Raw genomic sequence first — 17,214 nt, 5'->3', positions numbered from 1 at the left:
CAGTGATGGTCGTCGCAGCCCTTGAAGTCAAGTGAATTCCCCTGCATATCGTGTGTCTATGGACATGCGACCTTTCGCTCCATGCTTGAAACCCGTTCCTCGTGTACCTTCATCAGTCCCGGCACATGCGCTCAGCGGCGGGTAGGCCCACTAGTCGAAACGGTTCTGGAGTAGCTTTTACATGGCATATGCAACGATCAATCCCTATACCGGCGAGACACTGCAGACCTTTCCCGATGCGACCGATGCAGAAGTGACCGCGGCCATCGCCAAGGCCCATGAGGCCTTCCTGGCCTGGAAGGACACGCCTTTCGCCGAGCGTGCACGCATCCTGCAGAATGCCGCCGATATCCTGCGCAAGGACAGCGACGCCTTTGCCAAGGTACTGACGCTGGAGATGGGCAAGCTGTTTGCCGAGGCGAAAGCCGAGGTCGAGCTGTCGGCAAAAATCTTCGAATACTACGTGCGCAATGCCGAAACCTTGCTCAAGCCGGAGAAACTCCCGGTTCTCGATCCTGCCGAGGGTGAGGCGGTGGTCGTGTGCGAACCGCTCGGCGTGCTGCTGGCGATTGAGCCGTGGAATTTTCCTTATTACCAAATCGCACGCATTCTGGCGCCGCAGCTTTCTGCCGGTAATACCGTGCTGCTGAAACACGCGGCGAATGTGCCGCAAAGCGCCGCGCGCTTTCAACAGTTGATGAAGGATGCCGGTTTGCCTGATGGCGCCTTCCGTAATTTGTATGCCACGCGTTCGCAGATCGAGCTGATCATCAACGATGCCCGCGTGCAGGGCGTCGCCTTGACCGGCTCGGAAGGCGCCGGCGCGGTGGTTGCGTCACAAGCAGGCAAAGCGCTGAAAAAGTCCACCCTGGAACTCGGCGGCGCCGACGCCTTCGTCGTGCTGGCTGACGCGGACCTGGCAAAAACCAGCCAATGGGCGGTGTTCGGCCGGCATTGGAATGCCGGGCAGGTCTGTGTGTCCTCCAAGCGCATGATCGTGGTCGATGCGGTCTATGACGACTTCCTCGCGCTCTATCGCAAGGGCGTCGCGGAATTGGTCGCAGGCGATCCCTTCGATGCGAAGACGACCCTGGCGCCGCTCTCCTCGCAAAGCGCCGCCAATGAGGTCAAGCAAAAAATCCTCGACGCCGTGAAGCTCGGCGCCAAGGCCGAAGAAGTCGGACCACCCGTGCCGGTCGATGGGGCATTCGTGCAGCCGACGATCCTGACCAATGTCGCCGAGGACAACCCCGCTCGCTACTGGGAGTTCTTTGGCCCGGTGTCCATGGTGTTCCGCGCCAAGGATGAAGACGATGCAGTACGCATCGCCAACGACTCGCCGTTCGGCCTCGGCGGCTCGGTGTTCACCTCGGATACGGCGCATGGCGCAGAAGTCGCGAAGAAAATCTCCACGGGGATGGTGTTCGTCAACCATCCGACCAAGGTCGAAGCCGATCTGCCTTTCGGTGGCGTGCGCCGCTCGGGGTACGGCCGCGAGCTGATCGGGCTGGGGCTCAAGGAGTTCGTCAACCACAAGCTGATTGTCGTGGTCGATATCGACGCACCGTTCTGAGTTTCAACGCAGCCCTTTGTCCCTGGAAACCGAAATCGAAATCGAGGAGACCTGACATGGTGAACGTCATCGGGATCGATCACTTGGCCATTCGTGTCAGTGATCTGGAACGCTCCAGGGCGTTCTATGATCAGGTACTCGGTTTCCTGGGATTCACCATCGAGTGGGAGTTCGACCGGGTTATTGGCTGGACCAACGGCGAAACCCTGTTCTGGATCACCGAAGCCGATGCCCAGGGGCGCAAACATAAGCACCGGACCGGCGATGTGGGCTACCACCACTATGCGTTCGAGCTGGGCGCGCGTGAGGACGTCGATGCGCTCTACGCATTCCTGCTGGATCAGGCGGTTACGATTGTCGACGCACCCGCTGATTATCCGGATTATGGCGAGGGCTACTATGCCGTTTATTTCCTCGACCCCGATGATCTGAAGCTCGAGGTGATGTTTTTCCTGGAAAAACAAAAGCGGCGCTTGCTTGGAAAATCGCGAAGAAGTGATCACCGCAAATAAAATCGCTTCAAAGGGCCCGGCTCATGCACTGGAGCGTCCCTGAACACGAACGCCTGACTATCTATTTCGGCCATTGCCTCGGTGCGTTCATTCTTGTCGTTGAAGTAGCGATGTTGCGTTCGGCCACCACTGGCAGCCGTTTCAGTTATGCCTTCGATATTCTTTTCGTGGTCTTCATGCTGATGTTCTTCGTGCATGTCTACGGTGCAATCAAAAACACCCAGCCTATTACCGAAACACTGGAAATCGGTTTCTGGATGATCCTCTTCGTACTCAATGTTTTGTTCTACCCCTCCACCCGTATCACACGGTAAACCTTCGCCGAACGCTCCGCCATGCCGGGTCAAGGAGTGAACATGATCGAGTCCTGGTAAGACGCTGCGCTCAAGCCAGTCTTTAAGCGATGTGGTGCTCGACATCGGTTGTGGTCCAGCCAGCCTGCTGCCGCAAGTGGCGCGGCTCAATCCCAGGGCTGAATTCATCGGTACGGACCTATCGCACAACAGGCAGAACGTTGCCCGCGAGTCCAATCATCAGTACCTCCATCGCCTCGCCGTTGATCCGCCTGCTGACAAATGAGGAGCGCCGCGGGCGTGTAGGTCTCCCAGCAGTAAAACTGGACTGGAGAGGTAAACGCAGAGCGCCGACGAATGCAAAAATAACACTTTTCCTGCTATATGGGATTTTTACATATTTTCTCTTTACAGGATTTTTGCTTAGTAATAGATTTGGCCGTAGTCGAGGACACCTGCCTGCCCCAGACAATAAAAACAATAAGAGGTACGTTCATGCACACCCCTACCCCCAGCAATATCCTCTGCGACGTAGTGGACGCCCGGCCTGTCAGCCGCTTGCAATGGGAGCTGCTCGCCCTCTGCGTCCTGGTTGCAGTGCTTGACGGATTCGACACCCAGATCGTCGGATTCCTGGTGACGGCCATGGCTTCGAGCTTGAACGTGACGCCCCAAGCCCTGGCCCCAGTGTTCGCGGCAGGTTTATTTGGTTTGATGCTCGGCGCCCTGCTACTTGCCCCTATGGCGGATCGCCTGGGTCGCAAGAAGATTCTGGTGTTGTCGATCCTGTTGTTCGGCACGTTCGCGTTACTGACTGCTTTTGTTAACAGCGTTGCGCAATTGCTGGTCGTGCGCTTCCTGACCGGTATAGGTCTCGGCGGTGCGATCCCCAACCTGGTGGCGCTGATCTCTGAATACAGCCCACGGCGTTATGCGCGCAGTGCCGTCACGCTGCTGTTTTGTGGCATGCCACTGGGCGCGATGCTGGCAGGCTTGACGGTCGACCAACTCCTCGCCACCTGGGGATGGGAAAACCTTTTCCTGATCGGTGGCGCGCTGCCCTTGCTGGTCGCCGGCGTCGTGGCAAGGCGGCTTCCGGAGTCGGTTGAGTTCCTCAGTCGCAAGCCCGGCAGTCGCCCTGCCCTGAGCGCGATCATCAAGCGACTTGCACCCGATCTTGCCGAACTGCCCGCCAACCTTGGCCGTCCGCGCCAACAGGCAATCGCCTCTACTTCCCTGAGCCGTCTTTTCACCGCCGGCATGTGGCGCCGCACGCTGTTACTCTGGCTGCCGTATGCAATGAACCTGCTGATTTTGTACTTCATCATGAGCTGGATCCCGACGCTGCTGGTGGCAGCCCATGCACCGCTAAGCATGGGGATCCGCGCGATTATTCTGTTCAGCCTGGGAGGTGTGATCGGCTCAGTTATACAAGGCTGGCTGATGAACCGCTGGGGCTCGGTCAACGTGCTGACCCTCGAGTTTATGGGCTACCTGGCGGTCGTGCTGGCGCTCAGCCAATTGCCGGTTTCGCTTTATTCGCTTTTCCCCGCGATGCTGGTGCTGGGCATTCTGGTGCAGGGCGCGCAGGCAGGTCTTAACGCTTTAGCCGCCGAGTTGTACCCGCAGGAAATACGCTCCACAGGCATCGGCTGGGCATTAGGCGTCGGGCGAGTGGGTTCCATTACAGGGCCTGTTTGCGGAGGCTTGATGCTGGCGGCCGGTTGGGTTTTGACAGAGATCCTCATCGCAGCGTTGATCCCGGGCGCCATCGCGCTGACGGCGATTACCCTGTTGCGACTGGACCCCGCAAGCAAGCAACAACCAACACGCTCACAGAGCGAACGGGCGCTGATGCGCTCAAAGACCTGCCCGCCTGGGATTGAGTGAAATCTGCTTCTGCCGGTTATTGCCAGCCCAGGCAAAGTGCTCTGCATCGGGATTGGCAGAAGCACACCCTCCAGTTCATTCCGGCCGGCCACCGGCCTGGATGAAGCCGAGTGATATCGTCAAAATCGAAATCGCGCGAATTGGTATCCTGCGCAACAGTAATGTAGACGAGCGCTGACATGCAAAGACCGTTTGATTCCGAAGACAACGCCGAACATCTGGTTGACAGCAAAGGCTCCAGCCTGGAGCGGATGTTGCGAATCCTGGACCTGTTTACCGAGCGCCATCCAATCTGGACGGTCGACGAAATGGGAAATGCGCTGGGGTTCACACGCTCCACCGCCTACCGATATGTACGTGAACTGGCTGAGGCCAACTTGCTGTTTCAGGTAGAGGCCGGTCGCTATGCCCTGGGCGCGAGAATCATCACTTGGGATCGCCAACTGCGCGTCAGTGATCCGTTGGTTCGCGCCGCACACTCATTGGAGCCCAGCTTTCCACAGTGGGGTGCTGAGCAAGCGTGGCTGGTGTGCCGATTGTTCAAGGATCAAGTGGTCTGCGTCCATCAAACCGGTAATCTGTCCAATCAGGTGAGCTATTCACGAGGTTCGCCAAGACCGTTGTTCATGGGAGCCACTTCCAAAGTAATCCTGGCCAATATGGGCTCGCGGCACCAAAGCCAACTGTTTCTGGAAAACCCGAGTGATGTCGAATCCAGCAATCTGGGCAAGACGTGGGCGCAATTCCGACGCTCGCTCCAGCAACTGCGCCGCCAGGGATATGTGCTGAGCATCAGCGAAGTGGATGCTGACGTCTTCGGCCTCGCGGCGCCCATATTCGATGGCGACGGCAAAGTCGTGGGGAGCATCAGCTGCGTGCGCCCGACCTCGCAACGCGACAGCGGGCAGGATGAAATGCAAGGCCAGCAGATCCTCACCCTTGCCGATAATCTTTCACAACTCATGACCGCGTTGGCGCACAGAGCAGAACTTGTGGACTGACCTGCGTGGAGTTCAATGAAGGAATAAAAATGGTTACACCCGTGAATACTGACCGGCCCGACAGGACTCACGTAAGCCGACCTAATCGGGCAGGCGTGCGCACCACCAGCATTTTAAGGCACTACGCAATCAGCCCCTGTCGGGGCTGATTGTCATGTAAGGCAACAAGGTGAGTTGAAGTTATTCTTTGGGGAAGAAGCGGAAGACAAATTGTTCATGAATCGCCGTGATAATCAGGTTGCCACGCTCACGCTTCGATTTCGGCGCATTTTCGAAGGCTTCGCAAAACTCAACGAGCGCGTCAAAACTATCCGCGTATCCTGTGATCGGCTAATCGTTTTCAGCGCAAAAAAGTTTGCACAGGTCACGCCAGAATAGGTGGGCGTCAATCTTCTCGTTGGCGGAGAGGCCCGGGGCGATTCAATTCAGTGCGCGTCCGAATTCAAGACTCTCATACAGAACTTAAAAACACTGGATAGTGCTGGATTTCAGTGGTTTCCGCCGGAATGAAAAAAGGACCCGAAGGTCCTTATTTCAATCGCTTACAGAATTCAGTGGAACTCTGCAGCGCTATGTTTGGAGCGGGAAACGAGACTCGAACTCGCGACCCCGACCTTGGCAAGGTCGTGCTCTACCAACTGAGCTATTCCCGCGTCTTGGTGGTGCGCATTCTATAGAATCCTCAGCACCCGTCAACCCCTTGATTCAAAAAAGTTTTATTTTTTTTCAACGGTGGTCCGCAGGTGAGGCCAGGCAGCGCGTAAATACTGGAGCATGGACCACAGCGTCAGGCCGGCGGCGACAAGTAGCAAGGCGTAGCCCAGCAAGACCCAGAAGGAGAAGTCCGACGGGTTGGCCAGCAGGATCACCAGCGCGAGCATTTGCGCGGCGGTTTTCCATTTGCCCATGTTCGACACGGCGACGTGGGCGCGGGCGCCGATTTCGGCCATCCATTCACGCAGGGCAGAAACGACGATCTCGCGGCCGATGATCACCGCAGCCGGCAGGGTCAGCCACAGGTTGCCGTGTTCCTGCACCAGCAGCACGAGTGCGACAGCCACCATCAGTTTGTCGGCCACCGGGTCGAGGAACGCACCGAACGGCGTGCTCTGTTCCAGGCGGCGGGCCAGGTAGCCGTCAAGCCAGTCGGTGGCGGCAGCAACAGCGAAAACCGAACTGGAGGCCATGTAGCTCCATTCGTAAGGCAAATAGAACAACAAAATGAAAATCGGGATAAGCAGGACGCGTAGAACGGTGATCAGATTAGGGATATTCATCGGCACAACTGGCTGCGAGGTGAGTAGGCATTCTACTCGCTGTGCAGATTTGCATAAATCAACTCAGCGAGCTTTTTACTGATACCGGGTGCTTTGGCTATTTCGTCAATGCTGGCACGGGAGAGCTCTTGCAAGCCACCAAAATGTTTAAGCAGGTCGCGTCGGCGTGTCGGGCCTACCCCGGCCACGCCTTCCAGGGTTGAGGTTCGCCGGGTTTTGCCGCGACGGGCGCGATGGCCGGTAATGGCAAAACGGTGGGCTTCGTCACGGATCTGTTGGATCAGGTGCAGCGCAGGCGAGTCGCCCTTCAAAGTGAACTCATGGGCGGCATCATTCAAGTACAACGTCTCGAAGCCGGCCTTGCGCGTGGCGCCCTTGGCCACACCGAGCAGGATCAGGTCGGGCACCGCCAGTTCGTTGAGCACGTCGCGGGCCATGGACAGCTGGCCCTTGCCGCCGTCCACCAGCAGGATATCGGGCAGCTTGCCCTCCCCGTCCTTCAATTTACTGAAGCGGCGGGTCAAGGCCTGGTGCATGGCGGCGTAGTCGTCGCCGGCGGTGACGCCTTCGATGTTGTAGCGCCGGTAATCGGATTTGATCGGCCCCTCCGGCCCGAACACCACGCAGGACGCCACGGTGGCCTCGCCGCTGGAGTGACTGATGTCGTAGCACTCCAGGCGCTGGGGCGGCTCGTCCAGGTTGAGGACTTCGGCCAGTGCCTCGAAGCGCGCGGCCACGTGCTGTCGATTCGCCAGGCGCGCGCTCAGGGCCTGCTCGGCGTTGGTCACGGCCAGTTGCTGCCAGCGCGCACGCGTGCCGCGCACGCGGTGGCTGATGTCCAGTTCACGGCCACGCAACGCGTGGATGGCCTCGATCAACGTCGGGAAGTCTTCATGCACGACGTTGACGATCAGCTCCGACGGCAAATCGCGCTCAGGGCTGCTGACGTAATACTGGCCCAGGAACGCAGCCATGACTTCAGCGACCTCCTCGTCGATACCGGTCTGCGGGAAGAAGTTCTTGCTGCCGAGCACCCGCCCGCCACGCACGCTGATCAGGTGAACACAAGCGCCACCCGGGTTGACGAACGCGGCGATCACATCGACGTCGCCGGTTCCGCCTTCCATGCTTTGCTGGTCCTGCACACGGCGCAGCAGGGAGATCTGGTCGCGCACCTCGGCGGCTCGCTCGAAATCCAGGGTGCTCGCGGCTTGCTCCATGGCGCCGGAGAGTTCGTCGGTGAGGGCATTGCTACGCCCTTCGAGGAACATCACCGAATGGCGCACATCCTCGGCGTACTCCGCCGGCTCAACCAGGCCGACACAGGGCGCCTTGCAACGCTTGATCTGATATTGCAGGCACGGCCGGGTGCGGTTCTTGTAGAAACTGTCTTCGCACTGACGCACGAAAAAGGTCTTTTGCAGCAGGCTCAGGCTTTCGCGAATCGCACCGGCGCTTGGGTAAGGTCCGAAGTATTTGCCCTTCTGCTTCTTCGCGCCCCGATGAATACTCAGGCGCGGGAAGTTGCCGTCAGATAAAAACACGTAGGGGTAGGATTTATCGTCACGCAGCAGGATGTTGTAGGGCGGCCGCCATTCCTTGATCAGCGTCTGCTCAAGCAGCAGCGCCTCGGTTTCATTCGCGGTGATGGTGGTTTCGACCTGGGCGATACGCGCCACCAGGGCGGCGGTTTTCGGCGTGAGGCCGGTCTTGCGAAAGTAACTTGCCAGGCGGCTTTTCAGGTTCTTGGCTTTGCCCACATACAGCAGGCGCGCCTCGCTGTCGAACATGCGGTACACGCCGGGGCGGCCGCTGCAGGTCGAGAGAAAGGCACTCGGATCAAACGGTGTGGTCATGTCAGGCGCTGGCGTCCACCATGCCGTGGCGCACTGCGAGCAGGGTCAATTCAACATCACTGCTGATGGCGAGCTTCTCGAAAATGCGATAGCGGTAGGTGTTGACGGTCTTGGGTGACAGACACAGCTTGTCGGAGATGACCTGCACCTTCTGGCAGCCGACAATCATCAAGGCGATCTGGATTTCCCGCTCGGACAGCACATCAAACGGCGAGTCGCTGGTGGGCTGGAAGGATTTGATCGCCAACTGCTGAGCGATCTGCGGGCTGATGTAGCGCTGGCCGGCAAATACCAGGCGAATGGCTTGTACCATCTCCGCCAGGCCTGCGCCCTTGGTCAGGTAACCCGCTGCACCCGCCTGCAGCAGGCGTGTAGGAAACGGGTCTTCTTCGCACACGGTAACCACCACGACTTTGATATCCGGATGGCTGCGCAACAATTTGGTAGTGGCACCAAGACCGCCGATCCCAGGCATCTTGACGTCCATCAACACCACATCGGGTTTCAACTCCCGGGCCTTGATCAGGGACTCCTCCCCCGATTCAGCCTGGCCGACTACTTGCAGGCCATCGATGTCAGCCAGCATTCGTGTAATGCCTGTACGAACGAGATCATGGTCATCGACTACTAGCACCCTAATCAAGCAGACACCTCGCGATATGGTCTTATAGGTTGCTGAACACCTTAGCAAAAAACCAAGGCGCAGACCTAGTTGCAAGTGTCATATATATAGCGTTTGAGCGCGAAGAGCGTGCCCGTCGAACGACGAGCAGCGCTGTTTTCTGGGCGAAAGGTCAGGAATTGCGGGCTATAGCTTGAATTTGCCGTTCACTTTCAGGGTTGCCGAATGTTCGGCCAAGGTGGAGGTCAACCGGCTGATTGCATCCTGGTCCTCTTTGAACATCGACCGGTAGTTGCCCAGCACTTTTTCTTCTATCTGACTCAGATTATCCATTTGAGCCGGCGTGGGAGCTCCCGTTAATACGTAAAGGAGATCCACGCCTCTTTCGGCCACACGCGATAAATAATCGGCTTTCGGGGCACGCCCACCGTTTTCATATTTTCCTTGTGCGTTCGCTTCTACGCCTCCAATTTCGCCAAACACTTTTTGCGACAAGCCAAGCCGCTCTCTTTCTTGCCTTAAACGCGAACCGATTCCACTCATTTGGATGTATGATCCTAAATTGGCACCCTTCAAGAGGTGATACGTTCATCCCTTGATTAAACAAACTTGAACGGTTTTGAACTATGCCCGGAATTCGTACTGCTGCACAAGCCAAGGCTTGGCTTGAACATCAAGGTAAGTCAGTTCAAGCGTTCGCCCGGGAACACGGTGTCGACCCCGCAACCACTTATCAGGTGCTCGCCGGGCGCAAGAAAGGACGGCGTGGAGAGGCCCATAAGGTAGCGGTCCTTCTGGGCATGAAAGAAGGCATCATCCTTGCCGATGAATGAGCCCCTGAGGCAGGAACAGGAAATTTTATCCTAAACGCAGTATGCGCTTATTAAACAGCTGTGCCTGTTTTGCGCAAATGAGTCACTTATTGGTCCACAGGTTTGGGCCGACAATCGCGCTCCATGCGCCAGAAGCATGCTTCCTCACCCGCAACTTGCAAACCCTTGCGCTGATAAAGCCTTTTTGCCGGATTGGTTTTAAACACGGTCAACCGTAAAAGACCGCGACCTTGGCCGCATGCCTTGAGCGCCATTTGCTCCAGTACCCAGTTGCCTGCTCCGCGCCCACGCAAAGATTCGAGAATATGCAACTCGCGAATATACAGCGCCTGGCTATCGCGACTCAGGCTGATGAAGCCCATCACGGTGTCGTTGCTACAGATCAACCAATTCTCGCGCCCCGCCCAGGCGACGTCGAAACCATCGTTGGACCACAGCAAATCGTATTGCGCGTAGTAGCCGCGCATGGCCTCGTAGGTCAGCGTCCGGGCAAATGAGCGATCCTGGTCAGTCGCCGCGCGCAAGTGAAACGTCATGTCATCGAACCTCTTCAGCACACAGCGCTACCGATCGGCCGGTCCAGCGCCCGCTGTCGCGATGAGCAATGACCAGTGCATCGCCCACACCCGGCGCGGCAGCAAGCAAATGCCCATCGGCAGCCCAGATAGCACTGCGCCCCGCGCACGCCCAGCCGCCCGATGGGCCACCGTGATTGGCCATCAACACCACGAGGCCATGCTCGGCGGCATAGCCCTGAAGCAGCGCACTGTCCGTTGCGTAGCCGCCTTCGCTGATCAGCACGCCGGCGGCGTATACCGTGGCTCCCGCTTGGGCGGCCTGACGTGGATGGCTGGCGTGGGAGCAGTCTGCGCAGACCGCCAGCGCAATTCGGTCATCCCCCCACTCGAGTGCAACACCGCCCTGCCCCGCGACAAACGCCACCTCTTCGCCGGGATGCAGATGCTGCTTGGTGTAAACCGCAAGCGAACCGTCTGCTCCCAGCACCAATGCGGCGATCAACACGCCCGCCCCTGGCGTCAAGCGGATCGGCATGCCCACCACGGCGGTCAAGCGCAGCGCCCGCGCCATCTCGCGCAGAGGCGTTAAAAGCGCGTCCTCGGGTGCTATCGCCAATTCACCCGCCAAGGACGGCTCATAGCCGGTCAACGACAACTCCGCAAACACCAGCAGTTGCACGCCCTGCTCAGCCGCTGCGCGCATGAACGCCAGGTGCCGCTGGATATTGGCCGGCACGTCGCCCGCGATGGAAATGGATTGAGCAACCGCAAGGGTCAAGGCAGTCATGGTCGCGTCCCAGCAATCATTATCGAGTGGCGACCAGCATATCGGCACTCACCCCATAGCCGTAAGTACCTCCACGCAATAGAAATTACTGATTGAATCCAACCGGGCGCCTCTAGTAAGCTCACACCATCATTTGGAGAAACACCATGTTGCAACTCACCCACACTCAGGTTTGCCCTGCTGCCAGCGCCTCGCGCTCGGTGTTGGCTACCCGTGTGAACGGTTTGAGCGCACGAATTAGCTTTTATTTTGGGTATTGGTTTAGCCACTGGCGCGCCTGATACCTGAAATCGGCGCCCACTGCTCAAGGGGTCGCCTACCAGAGAAATCTAACCCCCGGTCGGCTCCCCGATCGGGGGTTTTGCTTTTTCAGCCCTGAACACTTTGTTTGATCAAGAACATTTAAAGGAATCACGACATGAACTACGCCACCTATTACCGCTACGACACCTGCACCGCATGGCGATTTAGCAAGCTCCGCTCGGGACAGCCTGCCGCCTCCGATCGGTCACCTATCGGTGGCAAGCCAGCACTCGTAGCCACTACGGCCCATTGTCGAACACCCCAGTAGGGCAGAGCGCGCGGGAATCGCCCGCCGCTTGCCCAGGAAGCCTTGAAGATGAACTCCTCCGTCGCCGCTTTGCCCGTTTCTGCCCTGACCAGCGCCAATGAAGCACTGACCTTGCGCTTGCCCAGCGCCCTTGAGCTCAAGCACCAGTTGCCGCTCAGCCCATTCCTCAATGAACAAATCCACGCCCATCGCCAAGCCGTGCGCGCCATCCTCAATGGCGAAGATTCACGTTTGCTGGTGATCGTTGGCCCGTGTTCGATCCACGACTCGGAATCGGCCATGGAGTACGCACGCAACCTGAAGAAACTGGCGTTGGAAGTCAGCGACCAGATGCTGCTGGTGATCCGCGCCTACGTCGAAAAACCGCGTACCACCATCGGCTGGAAAGGTCTGGCCTACGACCCGCACCTGGATGGCAGCGATGACATGGCGGCTGGCCTGCGCCTGTCCCGCGAACTGATGCGCGAAATGCTACGCCTGGGCCTGCCAGTCGCCACCGAGCTGCTACAACCCATGGCCGCCGGCTACTTTGAAGACCTGCTCAGTTGGGTCGCCATCGGTGCGCGCACCACCGAGTCGCAGATCCACCGCGAAATGGCCAGCGGCCTGGGCATGCCCGTCGGATTCAAGAACGGCACCGACGGCGGTGTCGCCATTGCCTGCGATGCGATGCGCTCGGCGTCCCACCCGCACCGGCACTTCGGCGTCGACAGCCAGGGCCACCCGGCGATCATCCAGACCCCGGGCAACCTCGACACGCACCTGGTGCTGCGCGGCGGTCACCGTGGGCCGAACTACGATGCGCAGAGCGTGGCCCAGGTGAAACAAGACCTGGCCAAGTCCAAGGTAGCCGCGCGGATCATGGTCGATTGCAGCCACGCCAACAGCGGCAAAGACCCGCTGCGTCAGCCGGCGGTATTCAATGAAGTGCTGGAACAACGCCTGCAGGGCGACACTTCGCTGATCGGCATGATGCTCGAAAGCCACGTGTTCGAAGGCTGCCAGCCATTAGGCCCGGCGATGAAATACGGTGTGTCGGTGACCGACGGTTGCCTGGGCTGGGACAGCACCGAGCAGTTGTTGCGCAGTGCGACTAAACGCTTGCGCGAACATGCCATCGGCTGAGCAATGGGCACCGGCTTGCCTGCAAAGTGCGGGCAAAACGGACGGCCACAGTGGCGCGCCAACCTGTAAAGCAACCTCAAAGCCGTGTATCTGACCTTGAGCGCTGCCGACATGGCGCAAATCGCCGGGCTGGAACGGGGCCAGCGCCTGACCAGCCCCAAAGGTATCGCGCCGAAGTGGGACTAAACCCCAGCCACCGGCATGCGCGATAACTCCCGCAGCCATGGCAATACCCGCAGGCCAGTGGTGGCCTCGGGTGGGTCGATGATGTCCATGAAGTGTTCAAGATTGACGTTATCCGGTACGCCGGGCAAGCGGACCAGCACCTGCGGTATCGAGCCGACGGGTACGTCCAAGTCCAGGTGATCATAGACCAGCACGTGGCGCACCTGGGCCTGCGGCCCTCCGGTATGGGCCACCAACCCAGCATTGACGATCAGCACGTCAAAGGGTTCAGCCGGGATCGCCGTGAGGATCTGGACCTCCTCAAACGTTTGCACCGGCATAATCCGGTGATACCCCAACCGGTTGAGCATTTTTTCGATATACAGCCGTTGCAGGTGCTGTTCATCGGCAATCAGGATGGTCAGTGCTTTGTTCGGCATGGCAAACCCCTGGCAGGCAGTGCTCGTTGAGTGAGAGCGGCCCATTTTCCAGACATATCCCGCAGACAAAATCAGGCATGTTCCCCCTTCGTGTAGGAGTTGTCCCAAATCCACCGAATGACATCTCCCCGCGTCAAGGCTGATTGCAATAAACGCTCAGGCTGTGATGCAAATCATTGATCGCCTGGTCGACGCCCTCAACTGCCCCACCCAGCGCCTGGAGGTCGTGCCGTTCACACACGCCCTCCAAGGTTTCGCAACAGGTGATCAGCGCGTGCGCCTTGACCATCCGCGCACCGCCTTTGGCGCGGTGTGCCAGGTCATGCAACTTGGCGAAGTCGGCCTGGCGTCGCAACGACGGCAATAGCCTGTGATCGGCTTCCAGACTGTCGAGCAGCGGCATCAACAATTCGTTGAGCGCGGCGCGATCGTCCCCCGTCAGGATGATCAGCGTCCCCAGATCAAACGCCGGTTCGGCTTGCGGCTCGCAGGGGCTTGCCATGCGCGGGGCCAGGGCCGATCGCAAGTCTTCGAGCCCGGTAGGCTTGAACAGGCACCCGTCCATGCCTGCCTGGCGGCAGCGCTCGGCTTCTTCGGGTTGGGCATTGGCGGTAAACCCTAACAGCAGGCACGGCACCAGGCCTCGCTCGCGCTCTTGTGTACGAATATCCCGGGCCAATGTGTAACCGTCCTTCAGGGGCATATTGCAGTCGGTTATCACACCATCGAAGTGCCCGGCCTGCCACAGCGCGAGTCCCTGAACACCGTCCTCCGCCGTGGTGATGCTATGCCCCAGGAAGCTCAATTGCCGGGCCAGCAGCAAACGGTTGGCCGGGTAGTCATCCACTACCAGGATACTCAACGCGCGCGTCGGCGGGCTGTGCGGCACAGGTGCCGAAGCCGGCGCCGGCATCGCGGCCGCCAGGGTCAGCGCCACGCTCACGTCCACTCGGGTGCCGTGCCCCAGCACACTGCTCAGGTGCAACTGACCACCCATCATCTCGCACAAACTGCGGCTGATCACCAGCCCCAGTCCTGAACCGCTGCGTGCCGACTGTTCAGCGTTGCTGCCCTGGATAAACGGGTTGAACAGCCGCTGCTGATCCTGAGCACTGATTCCCATACCCGTGTCTTGCACCCACAACCTGAGCAGCAGTTGATCCTCAGAAACGTCCCCCTGGGCGCCCAGTTGCACCTGGCCTTTGCTGGTGAACTTGATGGCATTGCTGAGCAGGTTCGAGACCACCTGCTTGAAGCGCAGCGGATCGATCAGCACCGGGCGATCAAGCGCCGGATCGAGTGTCACGCGCAGCGCCAACCCCTTGGCTCGCGCGAGTCCTTCAAATACCCGCACCACCGAAGCCAGCAACTCATGCAGGTTGGCCGGCTCCTGGGCCAGGGACAGGTGCCCGGATTCGATCCGTGCGATATCCAGAATATCGCCGATCAATTCCAGCATGCCGCGCGATGCCACCGACGCCACCTCCAGCGCATCGCGATCCGCCCGACCTTGCTCGGCGCTTTTGAGCGCCAACTCGATCATGCCGATCACCGCGTTCATCGGTGTCCGGATCTCGTGGCTCATAGTGGCCAGGAACGTCGTCTTGGCGCGGTTGGCGGCGTCGGCATCGTCCTTGGCTTCCTGCAACTGGCCCAGCAAGCGGTGGCGTTCACTCACATCCACCCAGCCAGCAATCATGCCCACGACCTTCTCGTCGCCGTCGCGGTACGGCAGCATCCAATGGTAAATCGTGAGAACTTCGCCCCCCGGCACCCTGAGGATTCGGTCATGAATCTGCGGCTCGCCCCGCGCCATCAACTTCAGGTAGTCGTCATGGTAAGACTGGGCTTGCGGCGGGTTGCCAGTGTCGGTTTCCACCACGGTCTTGCCGATCACGTCTTCCAGCTTGAAACCGAATACGTCGAGGTAGGCATTGTTGCAGGCCATCAACCGCCCCTGGCGATCGCGCACGTAAATCGGGTGAGGCGTGCCGTCGATCAACACGCTCATAAAGCGCATCTGATCGCTCAACGCGCGTTCGGCCTGGGCGCGCTTGCGAATCAGGCTGCGCAGGTAAAAGGCCCAGCACAGGGTAATCAACAACAGCACCGCGGCGAGACTGAAGCCCTGGATGATTGCGTTGCGATGGCGCAGCCAGTAGCTGTCTTCAATGATGATCTCGCTGCGCCAATGATTGGTCAGCTCATCCAGCTCTTCAGGCGTGATACTCAACAACGCCTTGTCGAGGATCGAATACAACTCCAACTGGCTACGGTTGACGCCAAACGTGATCCGCGCCGGCTCCGTGCCGACGGTGCTGGTCATACGCAAGCGGTCACGGTAATGACGCGCGATCATATAGCGCGCACTGATGAGCGAAATCACGGTCGCATCGGCCCCACCATTGGCCACCAGCTCCATGGCCGCCTCAGGGTTCGCGCTGTCGACAAACTCGATGCCGGGATAATCCCGCGCGATTTGCTCACCCAGGCTGTTGCTGCGAATGAACGCCAGGCGTTTTCCGGGCAAGTCTTCCAGGGTCACCAGCCGCTCGTCTTCGGCGCGAACCACCAACACATAGGGGCTGGACAGGTAAGGCCGGGTGAAGCGCAGCTTCTCGGTCCGCTCGACGCTGGGGGTAATCACCGCCAACATGTCCGCCTGGCCAGCATTGACCTCGTCAATTTGTCGAGGCAGCGAACTGCCCTTCACCACATCGAACTTCAGGCCCGTGCGCAGGCTGATCCGCGACAGCACCTCGGAGCTCAATCCTTCGAATTGCCCTTGCTCATTGAAAAACGACAACGGCACGAACTTGTCGAGCACCGCCACTTTCACACGTGGGTGTTTCTCCAGCCAACGCTGCTCACTGTCACTCAGGCGCAGCCGTTCCGCTTCCATGTAACCGCTGCCGCCAGCACTCCAGCGCCGCAGAATATCCATCTGCTGGTTGAACGGCACGGTGGCCAACGCTGTGTTGACGATGTTACGCAGGCGAACATTATCCTTGGTGAACGCGAACCCGAAAGGGTTGACCTCCAGGCCGGAAAAATCTGCCACACGCACGTTATTGAGGTGGTTCTTGTTGATCAGGTACCGGGTGCTGATGGCATCCCCCAGGTAGACATCGGCCCGGCCGAACGCCACCGCACCGATGGCTTCGAAGGTCGAGGCAAATAGCTGCAACTGCGCGTGGGGGTAGAACTGCTGCACGGCATCGGGCTGCATGTAGTGATACAGCATGGCCACGCGCTTGCCGGCCAAGTCTGCGCTCAGGGCCTGGGTGTCGCCGATACGGGTGACCAGGGTGGGTTGATCGTTGGCGTATGAACGCGACAACACCAACTGCGAGTCCGCGGCTTCATAGCCGTTGGCCGAGCCAACGAAATCCACCGCGCCCTGCTTGAGCGCTTCAATCACTTCATCGCGGGTTTGGTAGCGCCGCACTTCGACGGTGACATTCAACGCCTGCGCCACCAGCGCCGCATAATCGGCGGTAATGCCTTCAAGCTCGTCGTTGTTGTTGCTCAGGTCGAATGGCGCATAATCCGGCGCCGACACCCCCATCACCAACGTGCGCCGCTCACGTAGCCAGCGCCAGTCGGTTTCATCCAGCATCAGGCTCGCGTTTTCGAGCTGAGAGTGCCCCAACAAGCGCAGTGCGTGTGACTCATCGACGGCCGCTGCGATCATGGGCAACAGGCCCATCAACAAGATCGCGGCGAACCGCTTAAACGCAGTGGCGGTCAT

16 protein-coding genes, 1 tRNA gene and 1 pseudogene are annotated in these 17,214 nt (G+C 59.2%); 8 read left to right on the top strand and 10 right to left on the bottom strand.

The features are described from left to right. Positions 1-181 precede the first annotated feature (181 nt). Positions 182-1,573, top strand: coding sequence for an NAD-dependent succinate-semialdehyde dehydrogenase (locus tag P3S72_RS11515; RefSeq protein WP_276197411.1), 1,392 nt, complete (start codon positions 182-184; stop codon positions 1,571-1,573). 56 nt (positions 1,574-1,629) lie between these two features. Continuing rightward, positions 1,630-2,085 carry a VOC family protein gene (locus P3S72_RS11510; RefSeq protein WP_276197410.1) on the top strand — a complete coding sequence of 152 codons (456 nt, stop codon included), beginning with the start codon at positions 1,630-1,632 and terminating at the stop codon, positions 2,083-2,085. Here the strand turns inward: P3S72_RS11510 and P3S72_RS11505 are convergent. Next, a complete protein-coding gene (locus P3S72_RS11505) occupies positions 2,073-2,567 on the bottom strand; it encodes a hypothetical protein (protein WP_276197409.1) in 495 nt (164 codons plus the stop codon). The two genes, P3S72_RS11510 and P3S72_RS11505, sit on opposite strands and share 13 nt — an antisense overlap. Here P3S72_RS11505 and P3S72_RS29560 point away from each other — a divergent pair. The 3 genes from P3S72_RS29560 to P3S72_RS11495 all read left to right on the top strand — a co-directional run bounded on the left by P3S72_RS29560 (position 2,491) and on the right by P3S72_RS11495 (position 5,269). Continuing rightward, the gene (locus P3S72_RS29560) at positions 2,491-2,664 is read left to right on the top strand and encodes a class I SAM-dependent methyltransferase (RefSeq protein ID WP_346429965.1); all 174 of its coding nucleotides are present in this window, start codon (positions 2,491-2,493) and stop codon (positions 2,662-2,664) included. The genes P3S72_RS11505 and P3S72_RS29560 overlap by 77 nt on opposite strands. Before the next feature lie 209 nt (positions 2,665-2,873). After that, positions 2,874-4,268 carry an MFS transporter gene (locus P3S72_RS11500; protein WP_276197408.1) on the top strand — a complete coding sequence of 465 codons (1,395 nt, stop codon included), beginning with the start codon at positions 2,874-2,876 and terminating at the stop codon, positions 4,266-4,268. 179 nt (positions 4,269-4,447) lie between these two features. After that, positions 4,448-5,269 carry an IclR family transcriptional regulator gene (locus tag P3S72_RS11495; RefSeq protein WP_276197407.1) on the top strand — a complete coding sequence of 274 codons (822 nt, stop codon included), beginning with the start codon at positions 4,448-4,450 and terminating at the stop codon, positions 5,267-5,269. 577 nt (positions 5,270-5,846) lie between these two features. On the opposite strand, the gene P3S72_RS11490 is transcribed toward P3S72_RS11495, so the two are convergent. From P3S72_RS11490 to P3S72_RS11470, 5 genes are all read right to left on the bottom strand, one after another. Further along, positions 5,847-5,922: transfer RNA gene (locus P3S72_RS11490), tRNA-Gly, on the bottom strand. Positions 5,923-5,985: 63 nt separating this feature from the next. Beyond that, on the bottom strand, positions 5,986-6,546 hold the full coding sequence (gene pgsA, locus P3S72_RS11485) for a CDP-diacylglycerol--glycerol-3-phosphate 3-phosphatidyltransferase (protein ID WP_247406081.1): 561 nt from the start codon (positions 6,544-6,546) through the stop codon (positions 5,986-5,988). Between the two features lie 32 nt (positions 6,547-6,578). Further along, complete coding sequence (gene uvrC / locus P3S72_RS11480) at positions 6,579-8,402, bottom strand: excinuclease ABC subunit UvrC (RefSeq protein WP_276197406.1); 1,824 nt, start codon at positions 8,400-8,402, stop codon at positions 6,579-6,581. A gap of 1 nt (position 8,403) precedes the next feature. Continuing rightward, complete coding sequence (uvrY, locus tag P3S72_RS11475; RefSeq protein ID WP_247407148.1) at positions 8,404-9,045, bottom strand: UvrY/SirA/GacA family response regulator transcription factor; 642 nt, start codon at positions 9,043-9,045, stop codon at positions 8,404-8,406. Positions 9,046-9,210: 165 nt separating this feature from the next. Beyond that, positions 9,211-9,567: a helix-turn-helix transcriptional regulator gene (locus tag P3S72_RS11470; protein WP_247407151.1), complete on the bottom strand. Its 357-nt coding sequence runs from the start codon at positions 9,565-9,567 to the stop codon at positions 9,211-9,213. Positions 9,568-9,650: 83 nt separating this feature from the next. Here P3S72_RS11470 and P3S72_RS11465 point away from each other — a divergent pair, with 83 nt between their 5' ends. Beyond that, the gene (locus P3S72_RS11465; protein ID WP_247407154.1) at positions 9,651-9,857 is read left to right on the top strand and encodes a DNA-binding protein; all 207 of its coding nucleotides are present in this window, start codon (positions 9,651-9,653) and stop codon (positions 9,855-9,857) included. An 86-nt stretch (positions 9,858-9,943) separates the two neighbouring features. Here P3S72_RS11465 and P3S72_RS11460 read toward each other — a convergent pair whose 3' ends face one another. Continuing rightward, complete coding sequence (locus tag P3S72_RS11460) at positions 9,944-10,393, bottom strand: GNAT family N-acetyltransferase (RefSeq protein WP_247407157.1); 450 nt, start codon at positions 10,391-10,393, stop codon at positions 9,944-9,946. Position 10,394: 1 nt separating this feature from the next. Continuing rightward, positions 10,395-11,162 (bottom strand): carbon-nitrogen hydrolase family protein, encoded by a 768-nt coding sequence (locus tag P3S72_RS11455; protein WP_276197405.1) that lies wholly within the window; start codon positions 11,160-11,162, stop codon positions 10,395-10,397. Positions 11,163-11,781: 619 nt separating this feature from the next. Here P3S72_RS11455 and P3S72_RS11450 point away from each other — a divergent pair. Beyond that, complete coding sequence (locus P3S72_RS11450; protein ID WP_276197404.1) at positions 11,782-12,858, top strand: 3-deoxy-7-phosphoheptulonate synthase; 1,077 nt, start codon at positions 11,782-11,784, stop codon at positions 12,856-12,858. 54 nt (positions 12,859-12,912) lie between these two features. Continuing rightward, positions 12,913-13,044, top strand: a pseudogene (gene dkgB / locus P3S72_RS11445) (2,5-didehydrogluconate reductase DkgB); the annotation flags it as partial. Here dkgB and P3S72_RS11440 read toward each other — a convergent pair. Together P3S72_RS11440 and P3S72_RS11435 are read right to left on the bottom strand one after the other, a co-directional pair. Next, on the bottom strand, positions 13,041-13,463 hold the full coding sequence (locus P3S72_RS11440; protein WP_276197403.1) for a chemotaxis protein CheY: 423 nt from the start codon (positions 13,461-13,463) through the stop codon (positions 13,041-13,043). The pseudogene dkgB and the gene P3S72_RS11440 sit on opposite strands and share 4 nt — an antisense overlap. A 133-nt stretch (positions 13,464-13,596) precedes the next feature. Further along, on the bottom strand, positions 13,597-17,214 hold the full coding sequence (locus tag P3S72_RS11435) for a transporter substrate-binding domain-containing protein (RefSeq protein WP_276197402.1): 3,618 nt from the start codon (positions 17,212-17,214) through the stop codon (positions 13,597-13,599).

Origin of the sequence: Pseudomonas sp. D3 (genome assembly GCF_029320995.1) — a bacterium.
GTDB lineage: Bacteria > Pseudomonadota > Gammaproteobacteria > Pseudomonadales > Pseudomonadaceae > Aquipseudomonas > Aquipseudomonas paraveronii.
The sequence above is the reverse complement of the archived record's forward strand: the minus strand, read 5'-3'. Positions and strand labels throughout refer to the sequence as shown.

Coding starts and splice junctions, on each gene's coding strand:
- P3S72_RS11435 (WP_276197402.1), bottom strand. CDS start 17,214: ATGACCGCCACTGCGTTTAAGCGGTTCGCCGCGATCTTGTTGATGGGC.
- pgsA (WP_247406081.1), bottom strand. CDS start 6,546: ATGAATATCCCTAATCTGATCACCGTTCTACGCGTCCTGCTTATCCCG.
- P3S72_RS11455 (WP_276197405.1), bottom strand. CDS start 11,162: ATGACTGCCTTGACCCTTGCGGTTGCTCAATCCATTTCCATCGCGGGC.
- uvrC (WP_276197406.1), bottom strand. CDS start 8,402: ATGACCACACCGTTTGATCCGAGTGCCTTTCTCTCGACCTGCAGCGGC.
- P3S72_RS11440 (WP_276197403.1), bottom strand. CDS start 13,463: ATGCCGAACAAAGCACTGACCATCCTGATTGCCGATGAACAGCACCTG.
- P3S72_RS11505 (WP_276197409.1), bottom strand. CDS start 2,567: ATGAATTCAGCCCTGGGATTGAGCCGCGCCACTTGCGGCAGCAGGCTG.
- P3S72_RS11515 (WP_276197411.1), top strand. CDS start 182: ATGGCATATGCAACGATCAATCCCTATACCGGCGAGACACTGCAGACC.
- P3S72_RS11450 (WP_276197404.1), top strand. CDS start 11,782: ATGAACTCCTCCGTCGCCGCTTTGCCCGTTTCTGCCCTGACCAGCGCC.
- P3S72_RS11470 (WP_247407151.1), bottom strand. CDS start 9,567: ATGAGTGGAATCGGTTCGCGTTTAAGGCAAGAAAGAGAGCGGCTTGGC.
- P3S72_RS11460 (WP_247407157.1), bottom strand. CDS start 10,393: ATGACGTTTCACTTGCGCGCGGCGACTGACCAGGATCGCTCATTTGCC.
- P3S72_RS11465 (WP_247407154.1), top strand. CDS start 9,651: ATGCCCGGAATTCGTACTGCTGCACAAGCCAAGGCTTGGCTTGAACAT.
- P3S72_RS11500 (WP_276197408.1), top strand. CDS start 2,874: ATGCACACCCCTACCCCCAGCAATATCCTCTGCGACGTAGTGGACGCC.
- P3S72_RS11510 (WP_276197410.1), top strand. CDS start 1,630: ATGGTGAACGTCATCGGGATCGATCACTTGGCCATTCGTGTCAGTGAT.
- P3S72_RS11495 (WP_276197407.1), top strand. CDS start 4,448: ATGCAAAGACCGTTTGATTCCGAAGACAACGCCGAACATCTGGTTGAC.